Raw genomic sequence first — 25,089 nt, forward strand, 5'->3', positions numbered from 1 at the left:
GGTATAGGTTACAGACAATCAATATAACAAACTTAAGAAAATCAAGTCACAATAGGAAGCCCAAAGCCTATAAGCACCCATAAGGCTTTTTGAACAGAAAAGTTTACATTTGTTTTATGGTCACGCATCTCTATATCTACCCTATTAAGTCCTTAGGCGCTGTTTCACTAAGCGAAACAGTGATGGAGAAGGAAGGATTGCGTGGCGATCGTCGTTTTATGTTAGTGGATGCAACCGGTAAATTCATTACCCAGCGTACTCGACCAGAATTGACACGTTTTGTTTTATGCGAGTCCGCTCAGGGCTTTATCGTCAAAGACACAGCCTCTGGTTTAGAGAAGGAATTGACCTGGGAACCTACATTGGGAGAATGGATTCCAGTTGAAATTTGGGAGGATCAATTGCCAGCTCAAGAGGTATTGGAAGGTTGGTCTGAGTGGTTTTCAACTGCTTTATCTGAAGAGGTAAGGCTCGTACGGATTTCGTCAGAAAAACCGCGGGTAATGAAGGCGAAATACCAAACCGAAATTGCAAAAAACACCTCTTTTGCGGATTCATTGCCATTGCTTTTAGTCAGTGCGGGTTCTTATGCTGCTTTGCAAGCGCATGTAGAAGAACCCATAAATCAGCTACGTTTTAGGCCGAATATCATTGTATCATCTCCAGAGCCCTTTGTGGAAGATACCTGGGTTGAATTAAATATTGGAGAGGTTTCTCTTTCAGGTGCCAAACCCTGTGCCCGTTGTTCCCTGGTAAATGTGGATCCATTGACTGGAGAATCCGATAAAGTAACCTTGAAAGCCCTGGCTTCGTTCCGGACGCTAAATCACAAAGTTTATTTTGGTCAGCAATTTGTTCCCATGTCTGTAGGGAAAATTCAGGTGGGGATGGAAGTCCAAGTTATTCAATCGAAAGATGCGTTTTATTAGGAATCTATCTTTAGAAGTGGTGATTGGTGCGATTTTATACCAATGCTTCCTGTATCAAGTATATTTTCACACTTTTCCGCTAGTTCAAGAAGGTGTTATTTTAGCCTTGGTCGTTTGGTTCTTGTATTTGCTAGATAGGCAAATTGATAATCTTTTTCAGCCCGTTCAAGATGAACGTCATCGAATCCATCTAGATAAAAGTCCTCAGATACGCATCCTATTGGTAATCTTAGGAGTGTCCATTCTTTGTCTGCTGCCTTTTCTTCGTTTAGAAGTGTTATTCGCAGGATTTTCGCTACTTCTTCTCGTTATTCTGTACGGATATGCTTGGCATAAAGGCTGGTTGCGGCTTGAAAAGGAGTTGTTTACAGCTCTTCTATATGCTTTAGGTGTAGGATTAGTGGTGTGGGTACGCGAACCTAGAGCTGTTCTTCTCGTTTTACCACTTGTCGCCTTAGCCTATCATAACCTGTGTTTTTTTAACTTAATCGACTCATCGAGTGTTTTCTATGCGCAAAGATTACGGAAAACGGAATGGATTCTCGTGGGTCTCTTGAGCGGTATTTATGCTGCGACCCAGGAAATCTTCCTCGTCTTGCCTTTTTTGGTTACATTTGGGATAACGTTTGTATTATCCCGCTTGCCTTTTTCAGAAGAGAAGCGTTTGCTGGGTGATATAGCGTTTTGGAGTCCTCTTATCTACTTATTCTATGGGATTTTTTCAGCATAAAGACGCGTACAAAGCCTTAGCTTTTCCGGAATTTAGGGCTTATGTAACCGGGAATACGCTTTTTACGATTGCCTTGTTGATTCAGGAAGTAGTTTTAGCTTATGAAATTTATAAGATAACGCATAATCCGCTGGCCTTGGGTTTGATTGGCTTGGCAGAAGCGGTGCCATTTATTTCGTTGGTGCTTTTTGGGGGTCATTTTGCGGACAATCGGGATAAGAAAACGATTATGCAGGTGACGCTATCCTTGATTATTGCCTCTTCGATCTTCCTTTTGTATTCGAGTACGCAATTGCAATCTGCTGATCAAGATTTCCATATCTATTCGATCTATGCGGTTATTTTCATTATAGGTCTTTCCAAAGGCTTTTTCAGCCCCGCCGCCTCTTCCTTAAACCCTTTCTTGGTACCGAAAGAAGTTTTTGCCAATGCTGCCACTTGGAATAGTTCTTTCTGGCAATTGGGCTCCATTTTAGGGCCAGGTGTGGCAGGTTTTTTATATGCTTACGCCGGATTATCAGGATCCTTAATCACGGTGATCGCGCTATTACTAGGTGTGATGTTTTGTATTTTTCAAATTGAAAATCGCCCTGTTCCTGTCAAAACCGTGCAGCACGAATCCATTTGGCACAGTTTGCGAGAGGGAATTGCGTATGTATTCAAGACGAAAATTATTCTTTATTCCATTTCATTGGATTTGTTTTCGGTTCTTTTCGGTGGCGTAATCGCCATTTTGCCCATCTTCGCTGAAGATATTTTGAAAGTAGGAGCGGAGGGTTTAGGGATTTTGCGTGCCGCACCTTCGGTAGGAGCTGTGGTGACGATGGTTACGTTAGTCTATTTTCCTCCACTAAAACACGCTTGGAGGAATCTGATTTTAGCGATTGCTGGTTTTGGATTAGCCACTTTTGTTTTTGGCTTATCCACGAATTTTTGGCTTTCCGTAACGGCGCTTTTCTTTACGGGCGCTTTCGATTCGATCTCAGTAGTGATTCGACAAACGGTTCTACGTTTCTATACTCCTGATGAAATGAGAGGCCGAGTTTCGTCTGTTAACGGCGTTTTTGTGAGTACCTCGAACGAAATGGGAGCCTTTGAATCAGGCGTGGCCGCCAAGGTTTTTGGGACCGTTCCTTCCGTTTTGATAGGAGCGGGCGTGACGATGGTTTTGGTTAGCCTAGTCGCCATAACCTCGAAAGAGCTGTTTGACTTAAAAGTGGATGAAAAAGTCTCTGAATAACTAAGCTTTCGCTTCCTCTTTTTGTTTCGCAATTTGTGCTGGCCAGCCTTTCAAGATTTCTGTCAACACCTTCTTAGATTCTTGCGCCCACTGAATGCTTTGAATCGCTTGAACGTTGCTTGCGTTTTCACCTAATAAGCAAGGGAGAATTTTGATGTGGTGGTCTTCCATTTTTTTGGCAGAAACAATCACCGTTGCATCGCAAGACAAGTGGTGGATGATTCCATCCTGTGTTTGGCCTTCTGATACATAAAAATGATCTAATTGGGCTAATTGGATTGTTTTCTCAGCGATTAAACTCTCCCCTTGAAAATGCAATTGTGTGATAAAGTCATCCCCCACAGCTACATAGGAAACACGTTGTTTGCCTGATTTCTCTGCAAAAAAATCACCGATGGATTGGAAGAAATTACGCTTCGAAAGCGTAGTAATTCCGAGGCCTTTCGTGTTAGCAGGTAGATGTGACTGTATAAATTGGAATGTGCTGGGCAGGTGAAGAGGCATAGTAAAACAGATTATATTTCGATTCTAATTTTAGGCTTAGGGAATTCAAAGTAAGAAGAGAACGTTTTAAACCAGGCGTGAATGACTTCAAATCCAGTTTTGTCTAGCTTGTATTCGATGAATTGCCCCTTTTTATCCGCTTGAATCAGTTTGGCCTGCTTTAATAGATCCAAATGATGCGAAATACTCGGTTTACTCATATCAAACTGACTGGCAATTTGTCCGGCGTTCTGAGGGCCATTGACTAAGAATTGCAAGATCTCTCTCCGGGTCGGATCGTTGATTGCTTTGAATTTTGCGTCCATCTTAATTAGATAATTAAGCGAATGTCTAAATTAATATTCAGAAATGCAAATTTTAGACGTCGGATTTGCGATATGCATCGATTAAAGCGAGTTCTCCTTCCTTTCCCGGCTTAGAATTTCCGTGTTCCATCCCCAAAACGCCCGAATATCCTTTTTGTTTTAAGTGTCTGAAAATAGTTTGGTAATTCACCTCTCCCGTAGTAGGTTCTTTTCGACCTGGATTATCGCCTATTTGTAAATAGGCAATTTCATCCCAGCATTTGTCCATATTGGCGATCAGATTACCCTCATTTCGCTGCATATGGTACATATCGAACAGGATCTTGCAGGAAGGGGAGCTCACCGCACGGCAAATGCTGTAAGTTTGATCTGAATAGCGCAAAAATAAGTCTGAATTGTCGCTCAATGGTTCTAAAACCATGGTTAAGCCAGCAGGTTCTAGGATTTCAACCGCGCGTTTCAGGTTGTCGATCACATTGCCCGTTTGAATTCCCATCGGAAGATCACGAGTGAAATTACCAGGAACCACCGTCGCCCATTTTGCATTCACTCGCTTCGAAGTTTCTACCGCTTTTCTGCAAGAAGCCAGGAATAAATCGGTCCATTCCTTTTTGCCTGTTGTCATGGTCTGCTTATCAAAGAAGCCATCGAATTTGATGACGAAAACGCCCATTTTCATGTTGAGCTTGGCTAATTTTTCCCCGATTTTCTCTTGTAAAGCCACCGGTCTCTCCATTAGTTCGTTATCCTCTAAAGCTGTGAACCCTTGGTCATACATAAACTGCAGTTGATCCAGTTCATTAGGTCCAGCGTGGTTTTTGAACATCCCAAAATGGGGGGCATAGTTCAGTTCAAATGGCTTTTCGAGAGCCAATGTAGATCCTTTTGAAAAGGAGGGAATCATTAAACTAGCTCCCAAGATGGAGGCAAAATCACGGCGATTCATCTTATTTCTTCTTTAATGTGGATAAATATTCGACTAGATCTACTAATTCTGGGGTACTCATTCCATCGGCTAATCCTTCCGGCATCAATGACTCTGGTAATTGCTTGTATGATTTTAAAGCGGACGTTTTAAAGCTTTTCACAATTCCACCTGGAATGCGCAACACGATATCCGTTTCGTTCTTCGAGACAATGATCCCTTGATACGTATCTCCAGATTTTGTTTTTATTTCAAAGGTTTCATATCCAAAACCAATCCCCGCATTCGGGTGTAAAATGGACATGTACATTCCTTCTTTCGATAATTTCGTACCTATTTCACTTAGTTTTGGTCCAAAATCAATCCCTTCATTATTTACCACGTGACACATCGTGCACGAATTCGTAAATACCACTTTTCCTTTCACTGCATCTCCTGACATTTTGATTAATTCTGCCATTGCTGGATGCGCTTTCTTGGTTTCAGTTTGATGTTTGTCTAAATAACTATTTGCTTTCATTCGAATGGACTTTCTCCATGCTTTTTGAAGGCTTTCCACCACTAAAGGAATGTATGCAGTTGCGATTTTCTTTTTCTCTAGCAAGTCCAAGACAAATTCTTCCGTGGGATAGGCATTTCCAATCACGCGTGCTGCTTGCATTTGAACTGCTTTGCTCAATTTGGGATTCGATGTGGCTTCATACAATAATTGTGCTGATTCCGTTTTTCCTTGCCAACGCAATGTTTCGATTAACGCAAGCTGTTCCGCTTCTTTACCCGCAAAGAATTTCGAGCGGATTAATGCAGCGCCACCAGGCAAATTATACAATACCTGACCCGATTTGGATGCTTCTGTACCGGCTAAAATCATCCCTAACACACGTGGGCTTTCTTCTGTTAGTTGGTAGTAATCCACTAATTCTAGATAAGGTTTTCCATTGATTTGCTTCAGTAGAGTAGAAAGCATCGACTTCACTTCCGTATTTGAAGTAATGTAAGCCGGTTTCATATGTCGTAATGCTTCTAATTGTGCGGTGACATCGGTAGCAAACTTACCTTTGATAAGCCCAAATAGAGCCTCAGATTTCTGTTCACCTGGCATGAAATCCAAGGCACGGAAATAGGCTAGGGACTTTGTGTTTCCAATCAATTCGATTAAAGCAGGAAGCGCTTTCTCTGTTCTTGCTCTCCAAACGACATCCGAATATCCCTTCGAATTCTCGGGCTTTAAGGCTGCATAAGCTGTAAAACGCTCGTCCCAGTTTCCGTCCGCTCCAATTCCTAAAGCTTCAAGATACCAACGGTCAGTGCCATTATGGCGCATCGCTAGACTCGCCCATAATTTATTCACTTCCTCTCCCGAAAGATGGCGCAAAGCAATCGCTAATTCGCGTCTAACAGAGGCATGTTGATCTTTTGCCGCTTTAGCCGCCAGACTAGCCCATTCCGCGAAGGGTTTTTGTTTCGCTGCCCGAATGGCCATTGCTTTCAGGTTAGGGTTTGCTTGATCGAACGCTTTTAGAATGAACTCATTCGAACGTGATCCTTGATTCAATACCCAAAATGCACGCGCTCTAAATCGCGGATTTTCATTCGTATTGAATTCATTTTCCAATACGGATTCAGCCTTAGTTCCCATTTTTTTCAAAGCCTGAAAGGCTAGAAAGCGGATTTCTAAGTTAGGATTCTCTAATGCTTTAAAAGCTAGTTCGGGCGTACTTAAATCAAAGTTTGTTTTTTTATACGCGTGTCCTTTAGGCGCGATTCGGTAGATACGACCTTTGGCCTGATCACCCGCCTGATGTCCACCTACACCTGGATCGTACCAGTCAGCAATAAAAAGAGATCCATCTGGTGCAGCCGCCACATCCGCTGGTCTAAACCATTGGTCGCGCGAAGTAATCAGATTGTTTATTCTTGCCTCATAACCAGCTCCCCAAGGAGTAGTAGCATAAGAACGAACCACGTTAGGGCCCGCATCCGTATGAATCATTTGATTTTGGAAGATAGACGGCAATAAATTACCCTCGTAAATGATCATCCCAGTAGGAGAACCCGCACCCGTTTGCAATAAATTAGGTACCACGCCCGGGTCATTCAAATGCCAGTGACGTAATGGAATCTCTTTTTCGATGTTCGTCCGATTTACTGACCAGCCTTCACCCGTCATTTCATCTACATAACCGTAGTTTCCGTGCTCGAAAACGGCATTAATCCGCACCCCTTTGTTCCCATCGTCATCATTATCTGATTGCCAAAGTGCCCCATAAGAATCCACCGCCACTTCGTAATTATTTCTAAAATTATGCCCTAAAACCTCTACTTGGCTTCCATCTAAATTACAACGGAATACCATTCCTTGACGGTATTTCTTCGGTCCAATCGGATCTCCATCTTGATCTAAGACCGGATTTCCTTTGGCATCCAACAACTGTTTCCCTTCGTTTCCGATATTAAAATACAATTTTCCATCCGGCCCAAATGTAAACGCGTGCGCCCCGTGATCATGTTGATCGCCACCAATTCCGGAGAACATCACTTCCTTACGGTCCGCCTTGCCATCTCGGTTATCATCAAACATTTTCCAGATATAAGGGCTCTGGGATACAATCACCATTGAATCCAAGACCGCGATACCTAATGGCGCATTTAGCTCAGGCGATTGGTAAAACACTTTTCGGCTATCTGCCTGGCCATCCCCATTCGTGTCTTCTAAAATGATGATGCGATCTCCCTCGGGATTCGTCGGATTACCATTAATTCCTGGTCGGTAGTTATAGGCCTCTAAGACCCAAACCCGACCTTTCGAATCTACATCGATATTCGTCGGATTAATCAACATCGGTTCTGCTGCGAAGGGTTTTACTTCTAGTCCTTCTGGGACCTGTAGCGTAGATAACTTTGTTTGAACCGAATCAACCACTATTTTTTTCGGCTGAACCAATTTAGGGATGCCTAAGCTAACAAGGCTAATCATCCCACCTAGGAATAGGAGTGGTGCGTTTTTAGCGATTTTCATTGTTTTAACGAATTGTAGAGAAGGAAGTCGGGGTCATAAAAATGGACTCGATTTTTTCAATAATCTTGCCATCTTTTTCTGAATCAGTCGATACTTGTTTCCATTTAGGATCATTTACAAAAGCCGACCAATTCGCTTTTGCTGTCTCTTCTGATGGATGTGCCACTAGATAGACCAATTTACTTTGGACAGCTGGATCCTTTTCGATGGTCGTAAAATAGGCAATATTTTTAATGTCATGCGATTTGAAAATCTTCATCGTGTGATTTTTAAATCGTTCCAAAATAGCCGGATTTCTACCAGGTAATTGAGAATAGGTACGTAATTCAAATACTTGGTCAACAGGGCCACCAGAAGGTTTAATTTTAGGACTAAAATCAGTGGCATTCATAAATATGCTTGTCACTTTAGCAACGATTTTACCCGTTTCTTCAGACTTTTTTGAGACTGTTTTCCACTCAGGATCACTGCTAAAATGCTTCCATGAAGAATCGCGTTCAGCCTTAGATGGATAAGCTAGGATATAATAAAGAGCGTTTTCTGTATTGTTGGTAGGAATCCAATAGCCCACGTTCGTCATTCCATGTTTCTCGAAAATTTTAGTCGTGTGATTCGTAAAACGTTGAATTAAAGCGTCTAGTCTGCCTGGATGGCAATAGTAGATGCGCATTTCGAAATAACGATTATCTGCTTTTTTCGCGTTTACAGTAAAAGAGAATAGACCTGCACACAGCAAGGTCAAAAGGAATAATTTTTTCATGAGGTATAATAGGTTTGTACGAATTTACGGATTTAATCGTCTTTTCAATAGTTTGTCAATCATAAAAAAGATCATCTCCGGTTTTAGAGTTCTCCAGTTCGGAATTTGGAGGTTTCCGCCAAAATTCAGGTAATAATCAATCTTATATTTGGCCCATTCTTCCTCCACAAATGGCGCAAAATGCATCGCCGCAATCCATCCATCTTCCACATCCTCAAACCATTCCGCATAATAATCATCCTCAAAAGAACCATGAAAATTCAATACATTTTCACCCACTAAAATGAAGTGCTTAATCCCCGCATCAACGAAATGATCGACCACCGTACGCTTCAAATGCATCACATCATTATGGAGGGTATCATTCCATTCCCCAAACAATTCAATGATTGTATATTTTGCCGCGTAATCCGTGTAAAGAATCTTGCAAAATAGTGTTTCTGAGCCTATATCATCCCAAAGCGGATGAATATAGTAGCCATAAATATCATTTTCGTAAGTCGTTTCAGAATAATGTCTTCCAAAGAAGGGTGATTTTTTATCGCGCGCCGCAACGTAAATGGATTCCCATTGGAAAGAGGGTTCAATGTTTTGCATACTCTAAGAACATAAAAAAGGCTTGCATTTGCAAGCCTTTTTTGAACAAGTTATGTATTGAATTTACAGGGCTACAGCCTTTTTAAATGCGCCATTTCTATCAAACTCAAGCATGTATTTCTTCGTAACTACTTCGATCACAACGTGGTAATCTTTTACCACATTGTCTACTGATGCACTTGCTCCTTTGACAAATACCCATCCTGCATAATTAGCATCCAAATAAGTTTTTACTGCACTAGGTAGGTCTGTAGACTTTAATTCCTTTATGTTTAGTGCTGGAGGGTTATGACCACCTTTTGCCGGATGATTAGGTAATAACTGGAATGAGGCATCTAAATGAAACTCTTTTTTAACAGTGGCTATCGTCACTCCTACATGGTATTCTACTACGACTGAGTCTTTTAAAATAGCGACTGCATAATCCAGCGTAAATCCAGCTGCATTTGTATTTAAATAGGCTGCTAAGCCTGCTGGAAGTGTTTTTAATTCAATTTTGGTAAAATCTGGTCCCTTTGTATTAACCTCTCTTGTTTTTATTATTTTGCCAGTTGCATCCACAACTAAGTCATACGGAACTCCCAGTTTTTCTATTCGGATATGGTATACTTCCATCCCAGCGGCATCTTTCACTAAAATAGCTCGCTTAAATGTATAGCCTGCTAAAGTGGATTTCACTGCAGCCGGTAAGTCGGCTAAGGCAATTTCTGTGGCCGCTGGAGCAGGGCCTTTCTTACCAGGTTTTCCCTGTAAACCGGTTACTTGGCTTAAAAAGGCACCAGTTTGATCAAAGAATATAGAATAATGTTCTTTGTTGAAAATTAATTCTACTCTGAAACCTAATTTATCTCCTTTTGTCTTTTTAGAGGCATGCTCGAAAGTGGCCCCCGGAAAATTAGTTTCTAAATAAGATAGCACCGCAGCTGGTAAATCTGTTTTAGCAATTTTCACAGCCACTTCTTTGATAATTCCTTTATTAGAAACGACTACTTGTGCCTCCGTAGTAGGCGCCGTAACATTTGCCACATAAAGAGAATTTGTTTGAAGAGAGGAGTAATCAACCCCCGTTACTTTCGGATACACAGTGGCTACAGCTTGAGTGACTAGAACAGGGACCTCTTGTGGAGCCAAAGTTGAAGCACTCTGCGGGTCTACATTTTGATCTTTAGTACACGCATTTAATGCTATTAAGGATACAAACGCAATTAATGAAATTTTTGTCTTCATGATCTTAAAAGTTGATTTGGTTTATCAAACGGTAAATCTGAAACAATAATATAATTCTATTTTGAAAAAAGGAAGAAGTGGAGCAACCAATCGACGAACGGGCGCATCTAGTCTACTAAATTATCAGTTAATTGATAATTTATAGTACCTTGTATTGCAAAGTACCTTTTATTTTATATCTTTGTAAAAGATTCAGCAAGCAATAATGAAAAAACGCCAATTACTTCTTTTATTACTCGTTTTTTGTAGTTTTCAAGCCATGTCTTTAGGCTTCCCTCATCGCTTATATCCCGCGAAATTTATTAAAAAGACTATCCAAGTTTTTGTAAAGAACTCAAAGAAATAATGTTTAATTTTGGTCGAAAGACTAGAATACTATGAGCTTATTATTTATTGAGTGGAACGCTGATCCGACTATTATCAACCTTTTAGGATTCCCTATCCGTTGGTACGGATTATGTTTTGCTTTAGCCTTTTTGGCTGGATTTCAGGTCGTAAGTTATATGTTCAAAAAGGAGGGTAGACCTGTCGAACAAGCCGATCAACTATTATTATACACGATGGTAGGAACGGTAGCAGGAGCTAGAATGGGACATTATTTCTTCTATGAATTTCCCTTGCTTTTAGCAGATCCTGTTCGGTTTTTTATCCAAATGATTACGCCACCTTTTTCTGGTTTAGCTTCCCACGGAGCTGCTATTGGTCTTTTTACTGCCTTTTATTTATACACTAGAAAAAATAAGGGGCAATCGTATTTGTATGTGACCGATCGGATTGTTATTGCGGCGGCGTTAGCTGGTTTCTTTATCCGTTTCGGGAATTTGATGAATTCTGAGATCATTGGGAAACCTACTGATTTGCCTTGGGGATTCAAATTTTTACGGGATTATGAGTTCAATCCGAGTGGCTTAGCGGCCTTTGTTGTACCTCGCCATCCCTCTCAATTGTATGAGGCCTTATCTTGTCTACTATTGTTTTTTATATTACTGTATTTGTGGAATCTGAAAAAAGAAAAGACACCGGCGGGTTTATTGACAGGTATTTTTATGATTTTCGTTTTCACGCTCCGCTTCTTTTATGAATTTTTAAAGGAGAATCAGAGTTCATTCGAAAATAATTTGACCTTAAATATGGGCCAAATTCTATCCATTCCGGCTGTCCTGTTTGGTATCGGAGTTCTTTTGTACGCGAAAAGAAAGGCTTAATTCGAGTAATCGAATTGCAGGTGATCTAAATTCGGAAGGTGTTTTTTGGGGCGTTTTACCTCGTAATCGTAAATGACTTGACCTAGGTTTTTGTAGAAGGGAAATCCGATCGTATCGTAATCATATTTCTCATCATTGAAGATTTCGTCTTCATTACAAAGCAAAACTGCGGTTACCATAAATTCGACTTTCTTGTCAAAATCCACCACATAGGCATTGTCTAATAGGAATCCATAGGCATCACCTACCTTATTGAAAATGCGCATGGATGGATTCAATGATGCATTTTTTTCTGATCCATAATATAAGAATTTGCAATAAGTCGCGAACTCCTCTTTGTAAATTGGATCTTTCGATTCCATCGGATACATCGACATATAGCGGTAAAGAAACCCATAATCCTCTTTAGACAGCTGGAATCGGTCTTTTGCTGGGAAGGCATCAGGCAACATTAATCTTTTGAGGAAATCATGTTGCGCCTGCAATGGATACGCATTTTTTAGGCTAAAGTCCAACGGTTTGTCTTCCACCACACCTGCATCATTCATGGTTCCCTTACCTAATAATATGGGTGTCGCTGCGCTGTAGGGTTTATCGTTAAAGGCCTCTGCTTGCTGGTAGATAACTTTGCCAGATGCGTCCATCAAGTTTATTGGGTTTGTGTATTGATTCTCTAAACGAGGCAGAGGAGTTTGTAAACGATGGGTAAGTCTAACCCCGTTGAACCCTTTCGAGCGCATCTTTTCGTTGAAAGGCCGTTGGCCTAAAAATTCGTAAAGGCGATTATAGGCTTCATTATCAGACACTAACAAAATCTTTTTAATGTAGTGTTCCACACTTGGTAAACCTGATTTTGCCGTGGTATCCGTCTTGATTTCGAGTTGAGATGGTCGGTTTTTTAGGGTTTGAAAGGCGGTTGATTTATCAATTTTTAAAGTATTCAATTTTTCTAAGGCCAAAACACTCGCCGCTAATTTCACGGTGCTAGCAGGATAGAAATATTCGTTCGAATCTGAGCGATAGGAATAGGTGGTCAGCCTAGGTTTGTTCTTCGCATCGCGATCTATCTGGGTATAAAGAATCTGAAGGCGGTATTTCTCCGGGTTGTCCGTCAATTTCTTGAATTTGTCTGGGTTAGATAGCAATAATTGCTCCAGTATGTTGGCGGGTTTTTGAGCGAATGTACTCATGCTGACGAAAAGAATAATAAGGATTTTACGCATAGCTTTTGATGGCTTCTGTGATGGTATCAATATCTGCTAATGTGAGGCAGGCAGGTAAGATGGCGCGACAGACAGGAGGTGCAGTGATATCTGGGTAGGCAAAATGATTCACTAAAATGCCGGCTGATTTTAGGTGTTCGAACAATCCTGGAGCTTTAGAACAGAAAGCAGGATAACCCGGTTCATAGGTCACAGGGGCATCAAATCCCTTGAGATTGTCTGCGAAGCGATCCGCTAAAGCCTTACTTTTCGTGCTCTGCTCTTTATAAGCTTCCATCGATTGCAACCCAGCATAACAAAAGGCAGGATTAGGGGGTGATGAGCCCACCCAAAAGGAATCCTTTTTGATCTCGTCTATGTCTGCAGCGGAACCTAAAATGACGCCAGCGGGTAATCCGAAGGCTTTGGAGAGCGAAACGGTTTGCAAAAGATGTCCAGAACAGGGAATGTGAATATCTTGCACTCCAGCTCGATGTGACTCGTCTACGATCAAATAATCATTCGGGTTAATCGTCGTGGCGAAAGAGAAATCAAAACTGTTGATCCAAGGAGATCCTATTCCGTCAGAGGCAAGGATTTGACCTTTTTGATGGCTGGAAATCCAATTTTTGTAGCTTCCGGCGAATGGGGTATGTGGATGGCGCCACAAGGCAGGGTGTGCCTGAGGTGCTAGGTTTAGGGTGAATCCTTTTTGTTGGGCGAATTGTACGGCGATTTGGGCGGCAGCTAGGCCGGAAGAACAGAGGGCTGCAGCTTCTACTTGAAAATAATCGGCAAGTGCACGTTCAAAATCTTCCCAAATCGAGAATTGTAAATTGTTGCGACGAGAGCTGCCGAAGTTTTGGGAATAGTGTTCAATTCCTTCTGTTAAGGCCTTTTGAAAGGTCGGATGAGAACCAATGTTCAGGTAATTCGTTCCTCCAAGCCAGAGGTATTCTGCACCTTCAAAGGTGATTTTTCGGCCAGGAATGTGATTTTCTGTTAAGGAATAACTCATAGCAAAGAAGCTCCAGTTCCTGGTAAATTAGCATAAGAAACAACGCCGTAGTCGATGGTAATACCAGTCGAAATTTGGTCATCCACTAATAAGCAGCCGTCCATATCAACGTAATCGAGTAAGGGAAGTAGTTGCGCGATGGCAGAGCATCCGATGGTCGATTCCGTCATACATCCCACCATGACTTTTAATCCCAGGGTTCTGGCTTTTTTGATCATGCGTAGGGCAGGCGTTAAGCCACCGCATTTCATTAATTTGATGTTGATGCCATGGAAATAGCCTGCACATTTTTCTACATCAGACTCGAGAATACAGCTTTCGTCAGCGATAATTGGTAAAGTGGATTCTTGATAAACACGCTTCATCCCCTCCCAATTATCGGCTTTCAAGGGTTGTTCGATGAATTCTACCCCCAGTTTTTCTAATTCTGGGGCAAAATATATCGTTTGTTCGGGCGTCCAAGCGGTATTCGCATCGACGCGGAAAATAGCATCTGTTTCTCTTCGTAAGGCTTCCACGATTTCTAAATCGTCGTCCGTACCCAATTTTATTTTATACAGAGGAAAGGGAGTCTGCTGCATTTTGGCCACCATCTTCTCTACCGTATCGATCCCGATCGTGTAATCCGTAATGGGATTATCGGAGATGTCTAGGTCCCAAATCTCATACAGCGGTTTGTTATGCGTCTTTCCCCAAAGATCCCAATAGGCTACATCCAGCGCACAAAGGGCGAAAGGGTGTTCGTCTAATAGGGTTTTGGACATCATCGCCCAAAAATCACTCGGATGCGGTAAAATATCGTGTGGCAATAAATCAAGTATTGATTCGATCTGAGACTTCATTTTCGCCATGGTCACGCCATAATAGGGCGTCTCTGTCGCTTCCCCAAAACCACTTTTTCCATGCCAGCTCAGCTCCACTATCAGGGTGGGTTGCACGTCACGCGATTCATGCGTAATCGTGAACGTGTGCTTTAAAGGCAAATCGAAAGTATGTAGTTTCAGTTCCATACGGGCTTATTTGAGTGGAATATAGGGCAATTTCTTCGCTTTATCACCCGCTTTTTGCCAAACCAATCCATCTGCACGAGACCAATTAATTAAGTCCCCTGATCCATTATGCGCTAATACTTCTCCATTCTCTACCGGGATCCATTGATCTAATTCCGCAGAGGGTTTAGGTAAGAATTTGATTTCTTTCACGTTGTATTCAGCCCAATCGCAAGATACCCACGGTAAGAAATAGACCCAGAAACAAGTCAGCGTTGAGATCGGATTTCCAGGGAAAGCGAAAACAACTTTTCCGTCAGAACGAGTGGCCACAAGCATCGGCTTGCCGGGTTTTTGGCTTATTTTGTGGAATACCGTTTCGAATCCAGCTTCTGCTAATACACTTGGAATTAAATCTTTTTTGCCAGCAGAAACGCCGCCAGATAATAAAATAATGTCATTTGATTCCAACACCTTATCGATGCTTGCTTTGATTTTTTCCGCTGAATCAGGTAGGTGACTTGAGTTTGCTTTGAAACCTTTGGACAATAAAACCGACTTCAACATCATCACGTTCGAACTGCGAATCTGGTGATCTTTCGGTGTCTCGTGCAAGCCTACGATTTCGTCTCCTGTAGAGAAAATGTGTACGTGAGGCTTCGATTCTACTTCAATATGGGCTTTACCCACAGTCGCTGCGATCGCAATTTCCACCGGTCCAATCTTCGTTCTTTTCTTCACTAAAACGGAACCAGCTGGTGCATCAGCGCCTTGCAGGTGAATAAATTGCCCTTTTTCTAAAGGTGTTTTCCCGATATAAGTCGCAATTTTTTTCTCGATACTTAGGTCCTCGATTTTAATGATGGCTTCTGTACCACGTGGGGCAGTAGCGCCTGTCATAATTTCCAATGAACCATCCATCTTTTTGATCGCTTTCACCGGTTCACCTGCAAATAACATACCCTCAATCTTCCACGTAGGTGCGGCGATATCCTTAACCGCAATGCCGTCCATCATGGCCCGGTCAAAAGGAGGGAAGTCACGATCGGCCACAATTTTTTCGGCGATATTCATCCCTAAGGTTTTCGCCAAAGGTAATTTTTCGGTGCGAAATGGAATGGTGATGTTTTTAAGGAGTTCAATGGCTTCTACAGGGCTGATCATGTTTGTTGTTTTACGTAATTGTTAAATTTCGCTATTTTTTGCTAATTCTCCCGTATTTTTGTCTTCTAAATTTCAAATCAGCTATGTCAATTGACTTTTCTCACCTGCAATCGGATGGCACTCCAGGAATGGTGGATGTGAGTTCGAAAAATGAAACGGTTCGGGAAGCGAAAGCCCAATCCATTGTGTATTTAGGGGCTGAAATTGTGCAGCATTTCGAGGCAGCCGGTTGGCAAAATAAGAAAGGTAGTATTCTACAAACCGCAGTGATTGCGGGTACGATGGCAGCGAAAAAGACGTCTGATTTGATTCCTTTGTGTCATCCACTTGGTCTGGACTCCTGCAAGTTTGAAACGGAAGTGTTAGCGGATCAGATTGTGATTACTTGCATTTGTCGTTTGGAGGCCAAAACAGGTGTTGAAATGGAAGCTCTCGTAGGCGCCTCTGTAGCCGCCTTGACAGTATACGATATGTGTAAGTCGGTATCCAAAGGTATCGTCATCAAAGAAACAAAACTGATCTCGAAATCAGGCGGTAAATCTGACTTTCAAGCCTAATATGTCTTCACACCACATCATCCGAGACAAACAAGAACCCGCGCTGATCATCGCGAATGGGGAGGCTTGCTCGTTGGATTTGGTGGAACAATTATTGGAATGGTCACCTACGGTCGTGGTGCTGGATGGGGCTTTGGAGAGAGTCATTTCGCTAGGCATCAAAGTAGACGTCTGGTTAGGCGACTTCGATCACGCTCAGGCAGCTGATTACAGTGATTATCCCTTGAAAAAAGTACATACGCCGGACCAAAATTTGACAGACTTAGAAAAAGCGTTTGAATATTTACTCGAGGAGGGTTACCCAGCTGTCAATGTCGTTTGGGCGTCTGGAAAACGGATGGATCACACGCTGAATAATTTTCATTCGCTGGTGCGCTATGGCCGAAAATTGAAGATTGTGTTCTTCGACGATTATTCAACGTCTTATTTATTACCTCCTACGTTTGAAAAGTGGTATCCAGCAGGAACTCCGCTGTCACTTATGCCCTATGGCGAAGCATTTCAAGTAAAATCATCCGGTTTAGTCTACGATTTAAACCACCCTGAGTTGCGCCTGGGAACTCAGACGAGTTCCAGCAATGAGGCGCGCGAAGATGGGATCGTAAAAATTTCGTACGAAAGCGGGGCGCTTATTTTGATGGAGTGCCACGATTAATTTTGTCCTGTTCTGATGGCTTGTAAAAGACCGGTCTCGAAGGAACCTCTGGAAAGTAATTCTGCTCCACCCAATTGCCCGGAAAATCGTGTGGGTATTTATAATCAGCTCCATAATTCAAATCTTTCATCATCCGCGTAGGCGCATTGCGTAAATGCAAAGGAACCGGCAAATCCCCCGTTTGTTCCACATAGGCCATGGCTTTGTTGATGGCATTGTAGGCGGAATTGCTTTTGGGTGAAGTCGCTAAATAGATAACCGTCTGAGATAAAATGATTCTCGACTCCGGATTACCAATTACTCGAATGGAATCGAAGCAAGATTGGGCTAATAGCAGCGCATTGGGATTCGCTAATCCAATATCTTCAGAGGCCAATATCAACAGTCTACGACCGATAAATTCTAAGGATTCTCCCCCTACTAACATCCGCGCTAACCAATACACTGCCGCATCTGGATCAGATCCGCGGATCGATTTGATAAACGCCGAAATGATATCGTAATGTTGCTCGCCGTCTTTGTCGTATTGCGCTAGGTTCTTTTGCAATCGTTCGGTAACTAAGGCATTCGTAACCTCGAGTTCATTTCCGCCTTCTGTGGTAATTAATAGCTCGAAAAGATTCAATAATTTACGACCGTCACCACCCGAGAAATGGAATAAGGCATCGGTTTCCGTTAGGGTAATTTTTTTATTCTTGAAAAGCGAATCTGTGGCGATTGCTTTGTCAAGCATCGTATGCAGGTGCTCATTCGAAAGCGATTCCAATACATACACTTGGCACCGCGATAAAAGGGCCGAAATAACTTCAAACGAGGGGTTTTCTGTCGTTGCTCCTACTAAGGTGACAATCCCTTTCTCCACCGCATTTAATAGGGAATCCTGCTGGGATTTCGAAAAACGGTGAATCTCATCGATGAATAGGATGGGCGATTGCGCCTCGAACATCCGGTTCTTCTTCGCTAACTCCAAGGTCTCCCGCACTTCTTTTACCCCTGATTGAACCGCAGAAAGCGAATACATAGTTCGCTTTAAGGCGCCAGATAATAAAGTCGCAAGGGTCGTTTTTCCTACGCCTGGAGGCCCCCAAAGGATGCAAGACGGCAAATGTCCTGCCTCAATCGCTTTTCGCAAAGGCGCGTTCGGACCCACGACCTTTTCTTGGCCGATGTATTCATCCAGGGTTGTGGGGCGCATTCGTTCTGCGAGAGGCTGCATCATCTTTCGAAGTTACGCGAATTTTGTAAAATAGAAATAGAATTTGTAGCTTGAAGTTCTAAATAAACCTATCAAATATGAATCAATCTAGACGTTCCTTTTTGCTCAATTCTGCGATGGGACTGGGGGCTTTAGCCTTTGCTTCCCCTGCTTTGCAAGCTTTATCAGCGGTTAAATACAAGAAATTAGTGGGGGTACAATTGTACTCAGTGCGTGATGATATGCGCAAAGATCCACAGGCTACCTTGAATGCTTTGGCAGAAATGGGCTATAAATATGTGGAGCACGCAAACTACATCGGTCGTAAATTTTACGGCTGGGAGGCGAAAGAATTCAAAAAGCGTCTGGATGATTTAGGAATGAAAATGCCTTCAGGTCATACGGTGATGGGTAAACTGCACTGGGATGATGCGAAAAATGACTTTACAGATCTTTGGAAATATACGGTAGAAGATGCCGCGGTTATGGGTCAGGAATTAGTGATTAGCCCGTCCATCGATATGGGGATTCGCAAGGATAAAAACCTATTGTTGAAGTACATGGATATCTTTAATAAGTCAGGGGAATTATGCCAAAAATCTGGCATGCGATTCGGCTACCACAATCACGATTTCGAGTTCTCAGAGAAGTTAGAGGGAGAATTATTATACGACATCATGTTGAATAACACGGATCCTTCGCTAGTAGCGCAACAGTTAGACATAGGTAATATGATCAACGGTGGCGGTATTCCAGCAGAAGTGATGAAGAAATTCCCAGGTCGTTTCGTTTCGATGCACGTGAAGGACGAGGTGCCTTCGTCGGCAGGACATGAGAAATTCGAATCTACTGTTTTAGGGAAAGGTTCTGGCCAAATCGATGTACAAGCCTTAGTTAAATTAGGCGATAAGGAAGGTGGGACAAAACACTTTATCATCGAACAAGAAGCGTACCAAGGATTAAAACCATTGGATTGTATGAAAGAAAACATCGCGATCATGCGCGGATGGGGATATAAATAAAATAGAAATGAAAAAACTTGCCTTAGGTCTACTATTAGCTGCACCCTTTTTAGCGGATGCACAATCTTCTTTAAAACCTGTTATTGCTCAAAAAGCTGATGGCTTGAAAGACAAGGTCATCGCTTGGCGACGTGATTTTCACGAACATCCTGAACTAGGAAACCAAGAAGTGCGTACCGCAGGTATTGTGGCCGCACATTTACGCTCTCTTGGCATCGAGGTGCAAGAGAAAGTGGGAATCACAGGTGTGGTGGGTGTTTTGAAAGGCGGAAAGCCAGGTCCTGTCGTAGCATTACGTGCGGATATGGACGGTTTGCCGGTAACAGAGCGTGGAGATTTGCCTTTTAAGTCGAAAGTGGTAACAGAATTTAATGGCCAAAAAACGGGTGTTATGCATGCTTGTGGTCATGATTCTCATGTGGCTATTTTGATGGCGGTGGCGGAAATTTTGGCCTCTGAAAAAGCGAATTTAGCGGGTACGGTAAAATTCATTTTCCAACCAGCTGAAGAAGGCGTTTATAATGATAAAGGGGAGATGGTTCTTTCAGGAGCTGAATTGATGGTGAAGGAAGGCGTTTTGGAAAACCCGAAAGTAGACGTAATTTTTGGTTTACATATTGCTGCTGGATCTGATAACGGCGTTTTGGAATACAAATCCGGCGCAACCATGGCGGGTGTGGATCAACTAGACATCAAAGTGAAAGGGAAGCAAGCCCACGGCGCAGCTCCTTGGACGGGTGTAGATCCGATTGTTATTTCTTCCCAAATCGTGATGGGACTACAAACGATCGTTTCACGTTCTGTTAATATCACGGAAGATCCAGCCATCGTGACGGTAGGTGCGATTCATAGTGGTATTAGACAAAACATCATTCCCGAATCTTCTCATATGATCGGTACGATTCGTACGTTTGGCGTGGCACAACGTGAATTAGTGCACCAACGCATTAAGGACATCGCAACTAACATCGCTGAGAGTGGTGGTGGAAAAGCAGATGTGACCATAGGTACAGGATATCCAGTGACGTATAATAATCCGGGATTAGTGGAGAAAATGTTACCTACGTTGCATGGAGTAAATGGGAAAGATAAAGTGCGAGTGATTCCTGCTCACACTGGGGCAGAGGATTTTTCTTTCTTCCAACAAAAAGTGCCTGGCTTCTTCTTCTTTTTAGGAGCGAGACCAGACAATAAGAAAGCGGATGAAGTAGCTGGTCACCACACGCCTGACTTTCATTTAGATGAAGGTCATTTCCAAGTAGGGGTGAAAGCCTTGAGTAGTTTGGTCGTAGACTATATGGACATGGCGCAACCGAAGAAAAAGAAATAGATTTTGAGAGACGCGCTTGTCGCGTCTCTTTTTTTACCCCAATTTCTAAACCGATGAAAAAAATCCTCTTATTCCTTTTACTTATAGGCTCTGCAGTCTATGGGCAAAATTTAAAACAAGAACTTTGGAATAAACCGTGGAAGGCTTCCTGGATTACGTATGCAGAAAATTCGGCGAACGCGTATAATTTAGTCGGTTTGAAAGACTACGGGGTTTATCGCTTTCAGCACAAAGTTCCATTGTTAGCGAAGCCATCCAAATGTATTATTCACGTTTCGGGGGATAATCGCTATAAATTATATGTGAATGGGACCTGGGTTTCTGCAGGGCCTGCGAGGGGTGATCTGTATTTTTGGAACTTTGAGACTATAGACATTGCCCCTTATTTGAAAGCGGGGGAGAATAAAATAGAGGCTTTGGTTTGGAACGAGGGGAAAGGGAAGTCTGAAGCCCAAATTTCTTACGCGACTGGATTTATTTTGCAGGCGGACGAGGAGGCTTTTGACGTTTTTAACACAAGTGTACGCTGGGAGGTGGCTAAAAATATAGGTGTTAGTCCGCTGGCCGTTCGTGTACCAGGTTATTATGTGGCAGGCGCAGGTGAATTACAGGAATATAGTAAAGGTTGGTCGCCTTTTATATCTTCGAAATCACTAGGTCCAGGATTGACAAAAGGAGCCTCAATTGATGCTAAAGGCTGGATGCTCTATCCATCTGCGATTCCTTCTATGGAATTAAAATCACAAAGATTTGCAAATATTCGGAAAGGAGAGGGAGATTTGATTCATGGGAAAGCGCTTGTAGTGCCTGCAAATAGCTCGGTGGATCTTTGGATTGATCAAGGCGTTTTAACTAATGCCTATCCGCAATTAACTTTTAGCGGTGGTAAGGATGCCAAAATTGGCCTTACGTATGCGGAGGGACTTTACGAGAAGAAAGCCTTGAGTACAACCACGAAGAATGGGAATCACAAAGGCAATCGGAATGAGATCGATAACAAATATTGGTTAGGACGTAAAGATAGCTTGATTGCTGATGGCGCAGACCATACGTTTGAATCGATGACCTATCGTACGTTTCGCTATGTGCGTTTGACCGTAAAGACGGAAGCGGAGGCATTGACTTTACAGGATTTTAAGAGTGTATTTACAGGTTTTCCTTTTCAAGCAAAGGCATCTCTGAAAACGGATAATCCCCTGATTCCTCAATTATTGGACGTAGGTTTCCGCACCGCGCGTCTGTGTGCTATGGAAACCTATATGGATTGTCCCTATTACGAACAATTGCAGTACATCGGTGATGCACGGATACAGGCGCTTGTGAGTCTATACTATGCGGGCGATGAGCGCTTGGTTCGTCAGGCACTTGATCACATGGATCATTCGCGTATCGCGGAAGGGATTACATTAAGTCGTTATCCGACAGACTTGCACCAACAAATTCCGACGTTCTCCTTGTGGTACATTGGGATGTTGCACGATTATTTGCGTTACGGAAAAGACCCTCAATTTTTGAAGAATAAGTTAGCCGGGATGCGGGGTATTTTGGATTATTTTGCCCGTTTTGAAGGGAAAGATGGCACCTTGCAAAACATTCCGTATTGGACTTTCTCGGATTGGGTAAATGCGTGGCCACGGGGAATTGCTCCGGTGGGACCGTCGGGTCGTTCGGCGGTGATTGATTTTCAATATATGTGGGTGTTGCAAAATGCGGCGGAATTAGAAAGGTATTTTGGGTATCCAGAGATGGCGGCTAAATACGATGCGAAAGTGAAAGCGTTAAAGCCTGTCTTGAGCGCCTTGTATTGGGATGCCTCACGGGGTTTATATGCGGATAGCGAATTACATGATAAATATTCGCAGCATGCTAATTCGTTAGCGATTTTAGCCGGAATGCCGGCTGCCGGTGTGGCAGATAAATTGCTAGCTGATAAAAATATGGCTCAGGCGACGATCTATTTTAAGTATTATCTGCATTTAGCTTTGGCCAAAGCAGGGAAAGGCAACGACTACTTGAAATGGCTTTCTATCTGGAAAGAAAACATAGACATGGGATTGACGACTTGGGCAGAAACCTCTGACATATCTACTTCTCGTTCTGATTGTCACGCCTGGGGTTCAAGTCCGAATATTGAATTCTTCCGTATTGTTTTGGGCGTAGATTCAGATGCACCAGCTTTTGCTAAGGTGAAAATAGAACCTCATTTAGGTGAACTTTCGCAAGCAGAGGGTATTGTGCCGCATCCGCAGGGTGAAATCCAGGTACAGTACAAGCCGGGAAGCGCTTCAATTACATTACCGGGAACGGTAACTGGAAGATTTGTTTGGCAAGGAAAGAAATACCCATTAAGAGCTGGAAAAAATTTATTGACTATCCCTAGGTAGGATAGGACGGTTAGCCGCTTTTACCTCTGTAGTTTTAAGAAAAAAATAGAACCATGTACAAACACGTATCTTATCTCTGGGACGACGCTAAAGCAGCGGCACTCGCAGGGAATGAAGTCCACTTATTCATCTACCGCTCGAATATTTTAGGGGCGGATTTACGCATCACGAATTATGGCGGGGGAAATACCTCGGTGAAATTGCAGGACAAAGACCCGTTAACAGGTTCTGAAACTGAGGTGATGTGGATCAAAGGTTCCGGTGGCGATATCGGTACTTTGAAAAAGTCAGGCTGCGCGGCCTTGTACGTGGATCGTTTACGTTCGTTGACGAATGTCTACCGTGGATTGGAACACGAAGATGAGATGGTGGAATTATTCAATCATTGCATTTTTGATTTGTCGTCCAAAGCGCCTTCGATCGACACGCCTTTACACGGATTTTTACCTTTCAAGCACATTGATCACTTGCATCCTGATGCGGCCATTGCGATTGCGGCATCGAAAGATGGGGAGCAAATTACCAAAGACTTGTTCGGTGGATTAATTGGCTGGGTAGGCTGGCAACGTCCAGGCTTCGATTTAGGCTTGCAATTAAAGGCCTGTTTAGACGAAGCTGCTTCACGTGGTGTGCAATTGCGCGGCATCATGTTAGGCTCACATGGTTTATTTACTTGGGGTGATACCTCTTATGAATGTTACGTCAATACATTAGAAGTCATTGAAAAATGTGCGGAATACATTGAATCGAAAACGGCCACTGTTTTCGGTGGTGCACGGATGTCTTCGTTCTCTGCGGAGGAGCGTGCTGCAAAGTCAGCCGAATTAGCGCCGGTATTACGTGGATTCTGTTCCTCTCACGTGCAAATGGTCGGACATTTCTCTGACGATGAGCGCGTATTGCAATTCATTAATTCGAATGATTTAGATCGTTTGGCACCATTAGGAACCTCTTGCCCGGATCACTTCTTGCGGACGAAAATTTCGCCATTGGTCTTGGGTTCTGATGTTTCTGTGGAGGCCTTGACGCCCTTGTTCGAGGATTATCGCATCATGTACGGATCGTATTACGATTCCTGCAAGCATGCGAATTCTCCAGTGATGCGCGACCCGAATCCGGTCGTGATTTTATATCCGGGTGTGGGAATGTTTACGTTTGCCAAAGACAAACAAACCGCCCGCGTTGCCGCCGAGTTTTATACCAATGCCATCAATGTAATGCGTGGTGCGGAGGCGATTTCGTCGTACACATCCTTGCCACGTCAAGAAGCTTTTGATATTGAATATTGGTTATTAGAGGAAGCTAAATTGCAGCGCATGCCAAAACCAAAAGCCTTATCTGGCCGTGTCGCATTTGTGACTGGATCAGGTGGTGGAATCGGAAAGGCGATTGCCAAAAAGATGGCTCAAGAGGGTGCCTGCGTGATTTTAAATGATGTAAACGCGGATCGTTTGGCGGAGGCCAAAGCAGAGTTTATTGGTTTATTCGGTAAAGATGTCGTTTCGACCGTGATTGCCGATGTAACGAATCAAGAGTCGATTGAAGCGGCGATGAAGCAAGCTTGCTTGGATTTTGGTGGTGTGGATCTGATTGTGAATAACGCAGGAATATCCATCTCGAAAGGGATTTTGGAACATACGCAGGCAGACTGGGATAAATTATATGACATTTTAGTGAAGGGACAATACTTGGTTTCGCAGGCGGCGATTGCCGTGATGCGCAAGCAGGGATTAGGTGGTGATATTGTGAACATTGTTTCGAAAAATGCTTTTGTTGCAGGTCCGAATAACGTCGGTTACGGAAGTGCGAAAGCAGCGCAGGCACACATGACTCGTTTATTAGCCGCGGAATTAGGACCGGATCACATCCGGGTGAATACAGTAAATCCAGATGCGGTGATCGCGGATTCCAATATTTGGGCAGGTGGATGGGCTGAAGGTCGCGCGAAAGCCTATGGCATCACCGTGGCTGAATTGCCAGCTTATTACGCTAAAAGAACCTTATTAAATGAATCTATTTTGCCGGATGATATAGCAAACGCGTGTTTCGCATTCGTGGGTGGCTTATTGAATAAGTCGACTGGAAATGCGCTAAACGTGGATGGTGGTGTAGCCGCAGGATTTTTAAGATAA

Annotated in this window: 22 protein-coding genes; 10 read left to right on the forward strand and 12 right to left on the reverse strand. The window is 43.0% G+C overall.

Translation table 11 applies throughout. The features are described 5' to 3' along the window. Positions 1 to 116 precede the first annotated feature (116 nt). Genes G9X62_RS08440 through G9X62_RS08450 form a run of 3 tightly spaced genes read left to right on the forward strand, consistent with a single transcriptional unit; the run spans position 117 to position 2,899 of the window. Positions 117 to 929: an MOSC domain-containing protein gene (locus G9X62_RS08440; RefSeq protein WP_223130285.1), complete on the forward strand. Its 813-nt coding sequence runs from the start codon at positions 117 to 119 to the stop codon at positions 927 to 929. Next, positions 916 to 1,659, forward strand: coding sequence for a hypothetical protein (locus tag G9X62_RS08445; protein ID WP_223130286.1), 744 nt, complete (start codon positions 916 to 918; stop codon positions 1,657 to 1,659). Before G9X62_RS08440 ends, G9X62_RS08445 begins: the two co-directional genes overlap by 14 nt. After that, positions 1,640 to 2,899, forward strand: a complete 1,260-nt coding sequence (locus G9X62_RS08450; protein ID WP_223130287.1) for an MFS transporter — start codon at positions 1,640 to 1,642, stop codon at positions 2,897 to 2,899. Before G9X62_RS08445 ends, G9X62_RS08450 begins: the two co-directional genes overlap by 20 nt. Here the strand turns inward: G9X62_RS08450 and G9X62_RS08455 are convergent, their stop codons facing one another. The 7 genes from G9X62_RS08455 to G9X62_RS08485 form a co-directional block, all read right to left on the reverse strand. Beyond that, a complete protein-coding gene (locus G9X62_RS08455; protein WP_223130288.1) occupies positions 2,900 to 3,403 on the reverse strand; it encodes a hypothetical protein in 504 nt (167 codons plus the stop codon). An 11-nt stretch (positions 3,404 to 3,414) separates the two neighbouring features. Next, entirely contained in the window at positions 3,415 to 3,708 is a 294-nt protein-coding gene (locus G9X62_RS08460) for an autorepressor SdpR family transcription factor (protein WP_223130289.1), read from the reverse strand. A gap of 52 nt (positions 3,709 to 3,760) precedes the next feature. Further along, positions 3,761 to 4,654, reverse strand: coding sequence for a hydroxypyruvate isomerase family protein (locus G9X62_RS08465; protein WP_223130290.1), 894 nt, complete (start codon positions 4,652 to 4,654; stop codon positions 3,761 to 3,763). A gap of 1 nt (position 4,655) precedes the next feature. Further along, entirely contained in the window at positions 4,656 to 7,652 is a 2,997-nt protein-coding gene (locus tag G9X62_RS08470) for a PVC-type heme-binding CxxCH protein (RefSeq protein WP_223130291.1), read from the reverse strand. A 4-nt stretch (positions 7,653 to 7,656) separates the two neighbouring features. After that, entirely contained in the window at positions 7,657 to 8,412 is a 756-nt protein-coding gene (locus tag G9X62_RS08475) for an NIPSNAP family protein (protein ID WP_223130292.1), read from the reverse strand. 24 nt (positions 8,413 to 8,436) lie between these two features. Next, positions 8,437 to 9,009 (reverse strand): hypothetical protein, encoded by a 573-nt coding sequence (locus G9X62_RS08480; protein ID WP_223130293.1) that lies wholly within the window; start codon positions 9,007 to 9,009, stop codon positions 8,437 to 8,439. 63 nt (positions 9,010 to 9,072) lie between these two features. After that, positions 9,073 to 10,236, reverse strand: a complete 1,164-nt coding sequence (locus tag G9X62_RS08485; RefSeq protein WP_223130294.1) for a PepSY-like domain-containing protein — start codon at positions 10,234 to 10,236, stop codon at positions 9,073 to 9,075. A 377-nt stretch (positions 10,237 to 10,613) separates the two neighbouring features. Here G9X62_RS08485 and lgt point away from each other — a divergent pair, with 377 nt between their 5' ends. Continuing rightward, positions 10,614 to 11,441, forward strand: a complete 828-nt coding sequence (gene lgt, locus G9X62_RS08490; protein WP_223130295.1) for a prolipoprotein diacylglyceryl transferase — start codon at positions 10,614 to 10,616, stop codon at positions 11,439 to 11,441. On the opposite strand, the gene G9X62_RS08495 is transcribed toward lgt, so the two are convergent. From G9X62_RS08495 to G9X62_RS08510, 4 genes are read right to left on the reverse strand one after another with little or no spacing between them, the layout of a single operon-like run. After that, positions 11,438 to 12,664 (reverse strand): serine hydrolase, encoded by a 1,227-nt coding sequence (locus G9X62_RS08495; protein ID WP_223130296.1) that lies wholly within the window; start codon positions 12,662 to 12,664, stop codon positions 11,438 to 11,440. The two genes, lgt and G9X62_RS08495, sit on opposite strands and share 4 nt — an antisense overlap. Continuing rightward, a complete protein-coding gene (locus tag G9X62_RS08500) occupies positions 12,657 to 13,661 on the reverse strand; it encodes an aminotransferase class I/II-fold pyridoxal phosphate-dependent enzyme (RefSeq protein WP_223130297.1) in 1,005 nt (334 codons plus the stop codon). Before G9X62_RS08500 ends, G9X62_RS08495 begins: the two co-directional genes overlap by 8 nt. Then, on the reverse strand, positions 13,658 to 14,671 hold the full coding sequence (locus G9X62_RS08505) for a dipeptide epimerase (protein ID WP_223130298.1): 1,014 nt from the start codon (positions 14,669 to 14,671) through the stop codon (positions 13,658 to 13,660). The genes G9X62_RS08500 and G9X62_RS08505 overlap by 4 nt, the downstream gene beginning before the upstream one ends. A 6-nt stretch (positions 14,672 to 14,677) precedes the next feature. Continuing rightward, complete coding sequence (locus G9X62_RS08510) at positions 14,678 to 15,814, reverse strand: molybdopterin molybdotransferase MoeA (protein WP_223130299.1); 1,137 nt, start codon at positions 15,812 to 15,814, stop codon at positions 14,678 to 14,680. An 83-nt stretch (positions 15,815 to 15,897) separates the two neighbouring features. On the opposite strand from G9X62_RS08510, the gene moaC reads away from it, so the two are divergent. Both moaC and G9X62_RS08520 read left to right on the forward strand, forming a co-directional pair. Continuing rightward, positions 15,898 to 16,371: a cyclic pyranopterin monophosphate synthase MoaC gene (moaC, locus tag G9X62_RS08515; RefSeq protein WP_223130300.1), complete on the forward strand. Its 474-nt coding sequence runs from the start codon at positions 15,898 to 15,900 to the stop codon at positions 16,369 to 16,371. Between the two features lies 1 nt (position 16,372). Next, on the forward strand, positions 16,373 to 17,026 hold the full coding sequence (locus G9X62_RS08520; RefSeq protein WP_223130301.1) for a thiamine diphosphokinase: 654 nt from the start codon (positions 16,373 to 16,375) through the stop codon (positions 17,024 to 17,026). Here the strand turns inward: G9X62_RS08520 and G9X62_RS08525 are convergent. Continuing rightward, positions 17,001 to 18,245 carry a replication-associated recombination protein A gene (locus G9X62_RS08525; RefSeq protein ID WP_223130302.1) on the reverse strand — a complete coding sequence of 415 codons (1,245 nt, stop codon included), beginning with the start codon at positions 18,243 to 18,245 and terminating at the stop codon, positions 17,001 to 17,003. The genes G9X62_RS08520 and G9X62_RS08525 overlap by 26 nt on opposite strands. 74 nt (positions 18,246 to 18,319) lie before the next feature. Between G9X62_RS08525 and G9X62_RS08530 the strand changes: the two genes are divergently transcribed. Genes G9X62_RS08530 through G9X62_RS08545 form a run of 4 tightly spaced genes read left to right on the forward strand, consistent with a single transcriptional unit; the run spans position 18,320 to position 25,089 of the window. Further along, the gene (locus tag G9X62_RS08530) at positions 18,320 to 19,243 is read left to right on the forward strand and encodes a sugar phosphate isomerase/epimerase family protein (RefSeq protein WP_223130303.1); all 924 of its coding nucleotides are present in this window, start codon (positions 18,320 to 18,322) and stop codon (positions 19,241 to 19,243) included. 7 nt (positions 19,244 to 19,250) lie between these two features. Then, the gene (locus G9X62_RS08535; RefSeq protein WP_223130304.1) at positions 19,251 to 20,573 is read left to right on the forward strand and encodes an amidohydrolase; all 1,323 of its coding nucleotides are present in this window, start codon (positions 19,251 to 19,253) and stop codon (positions 20,571 to 20,573) included. A gap of 53 nt (positions 20,574 to 20,626) precedes the next feature. Next, on the forward strand, positions 20,627 to 22,957 hold the full coding sequence (locus G9X62_RS08540) for an alpha-L-rhamnosidase-related protein (protein WP_223130305.1): 2,331 nt from the start codon (positions 20,627 to 20,629) through the stop codon (positions 22,955 to 22,957). 53 nt (positions 22,958 to 23,010) lie between these two features. Then, positions 23,011 to 25,089: a bifunctional aldolase/short-chain dehydrogenase gene (locus tag G9X62_RS08545; protein WP_223130306.1), complete on the forward strand. Its 2,079-nt coding sequence runs from the start codon at positions 23,011 to 23,013 to the stop codon at positions 25,087 to 25,089.

The organism is Aquirufa lenticrescens (assembly GCF_019916085.1).
Taxonomy (GTDB): domain Bacteria; phylum Bacteroidota; class Bacteroidia; order Cytophagales; family Spirosomataceae; genus Aquirufa; species Aquirufa lenticrescens.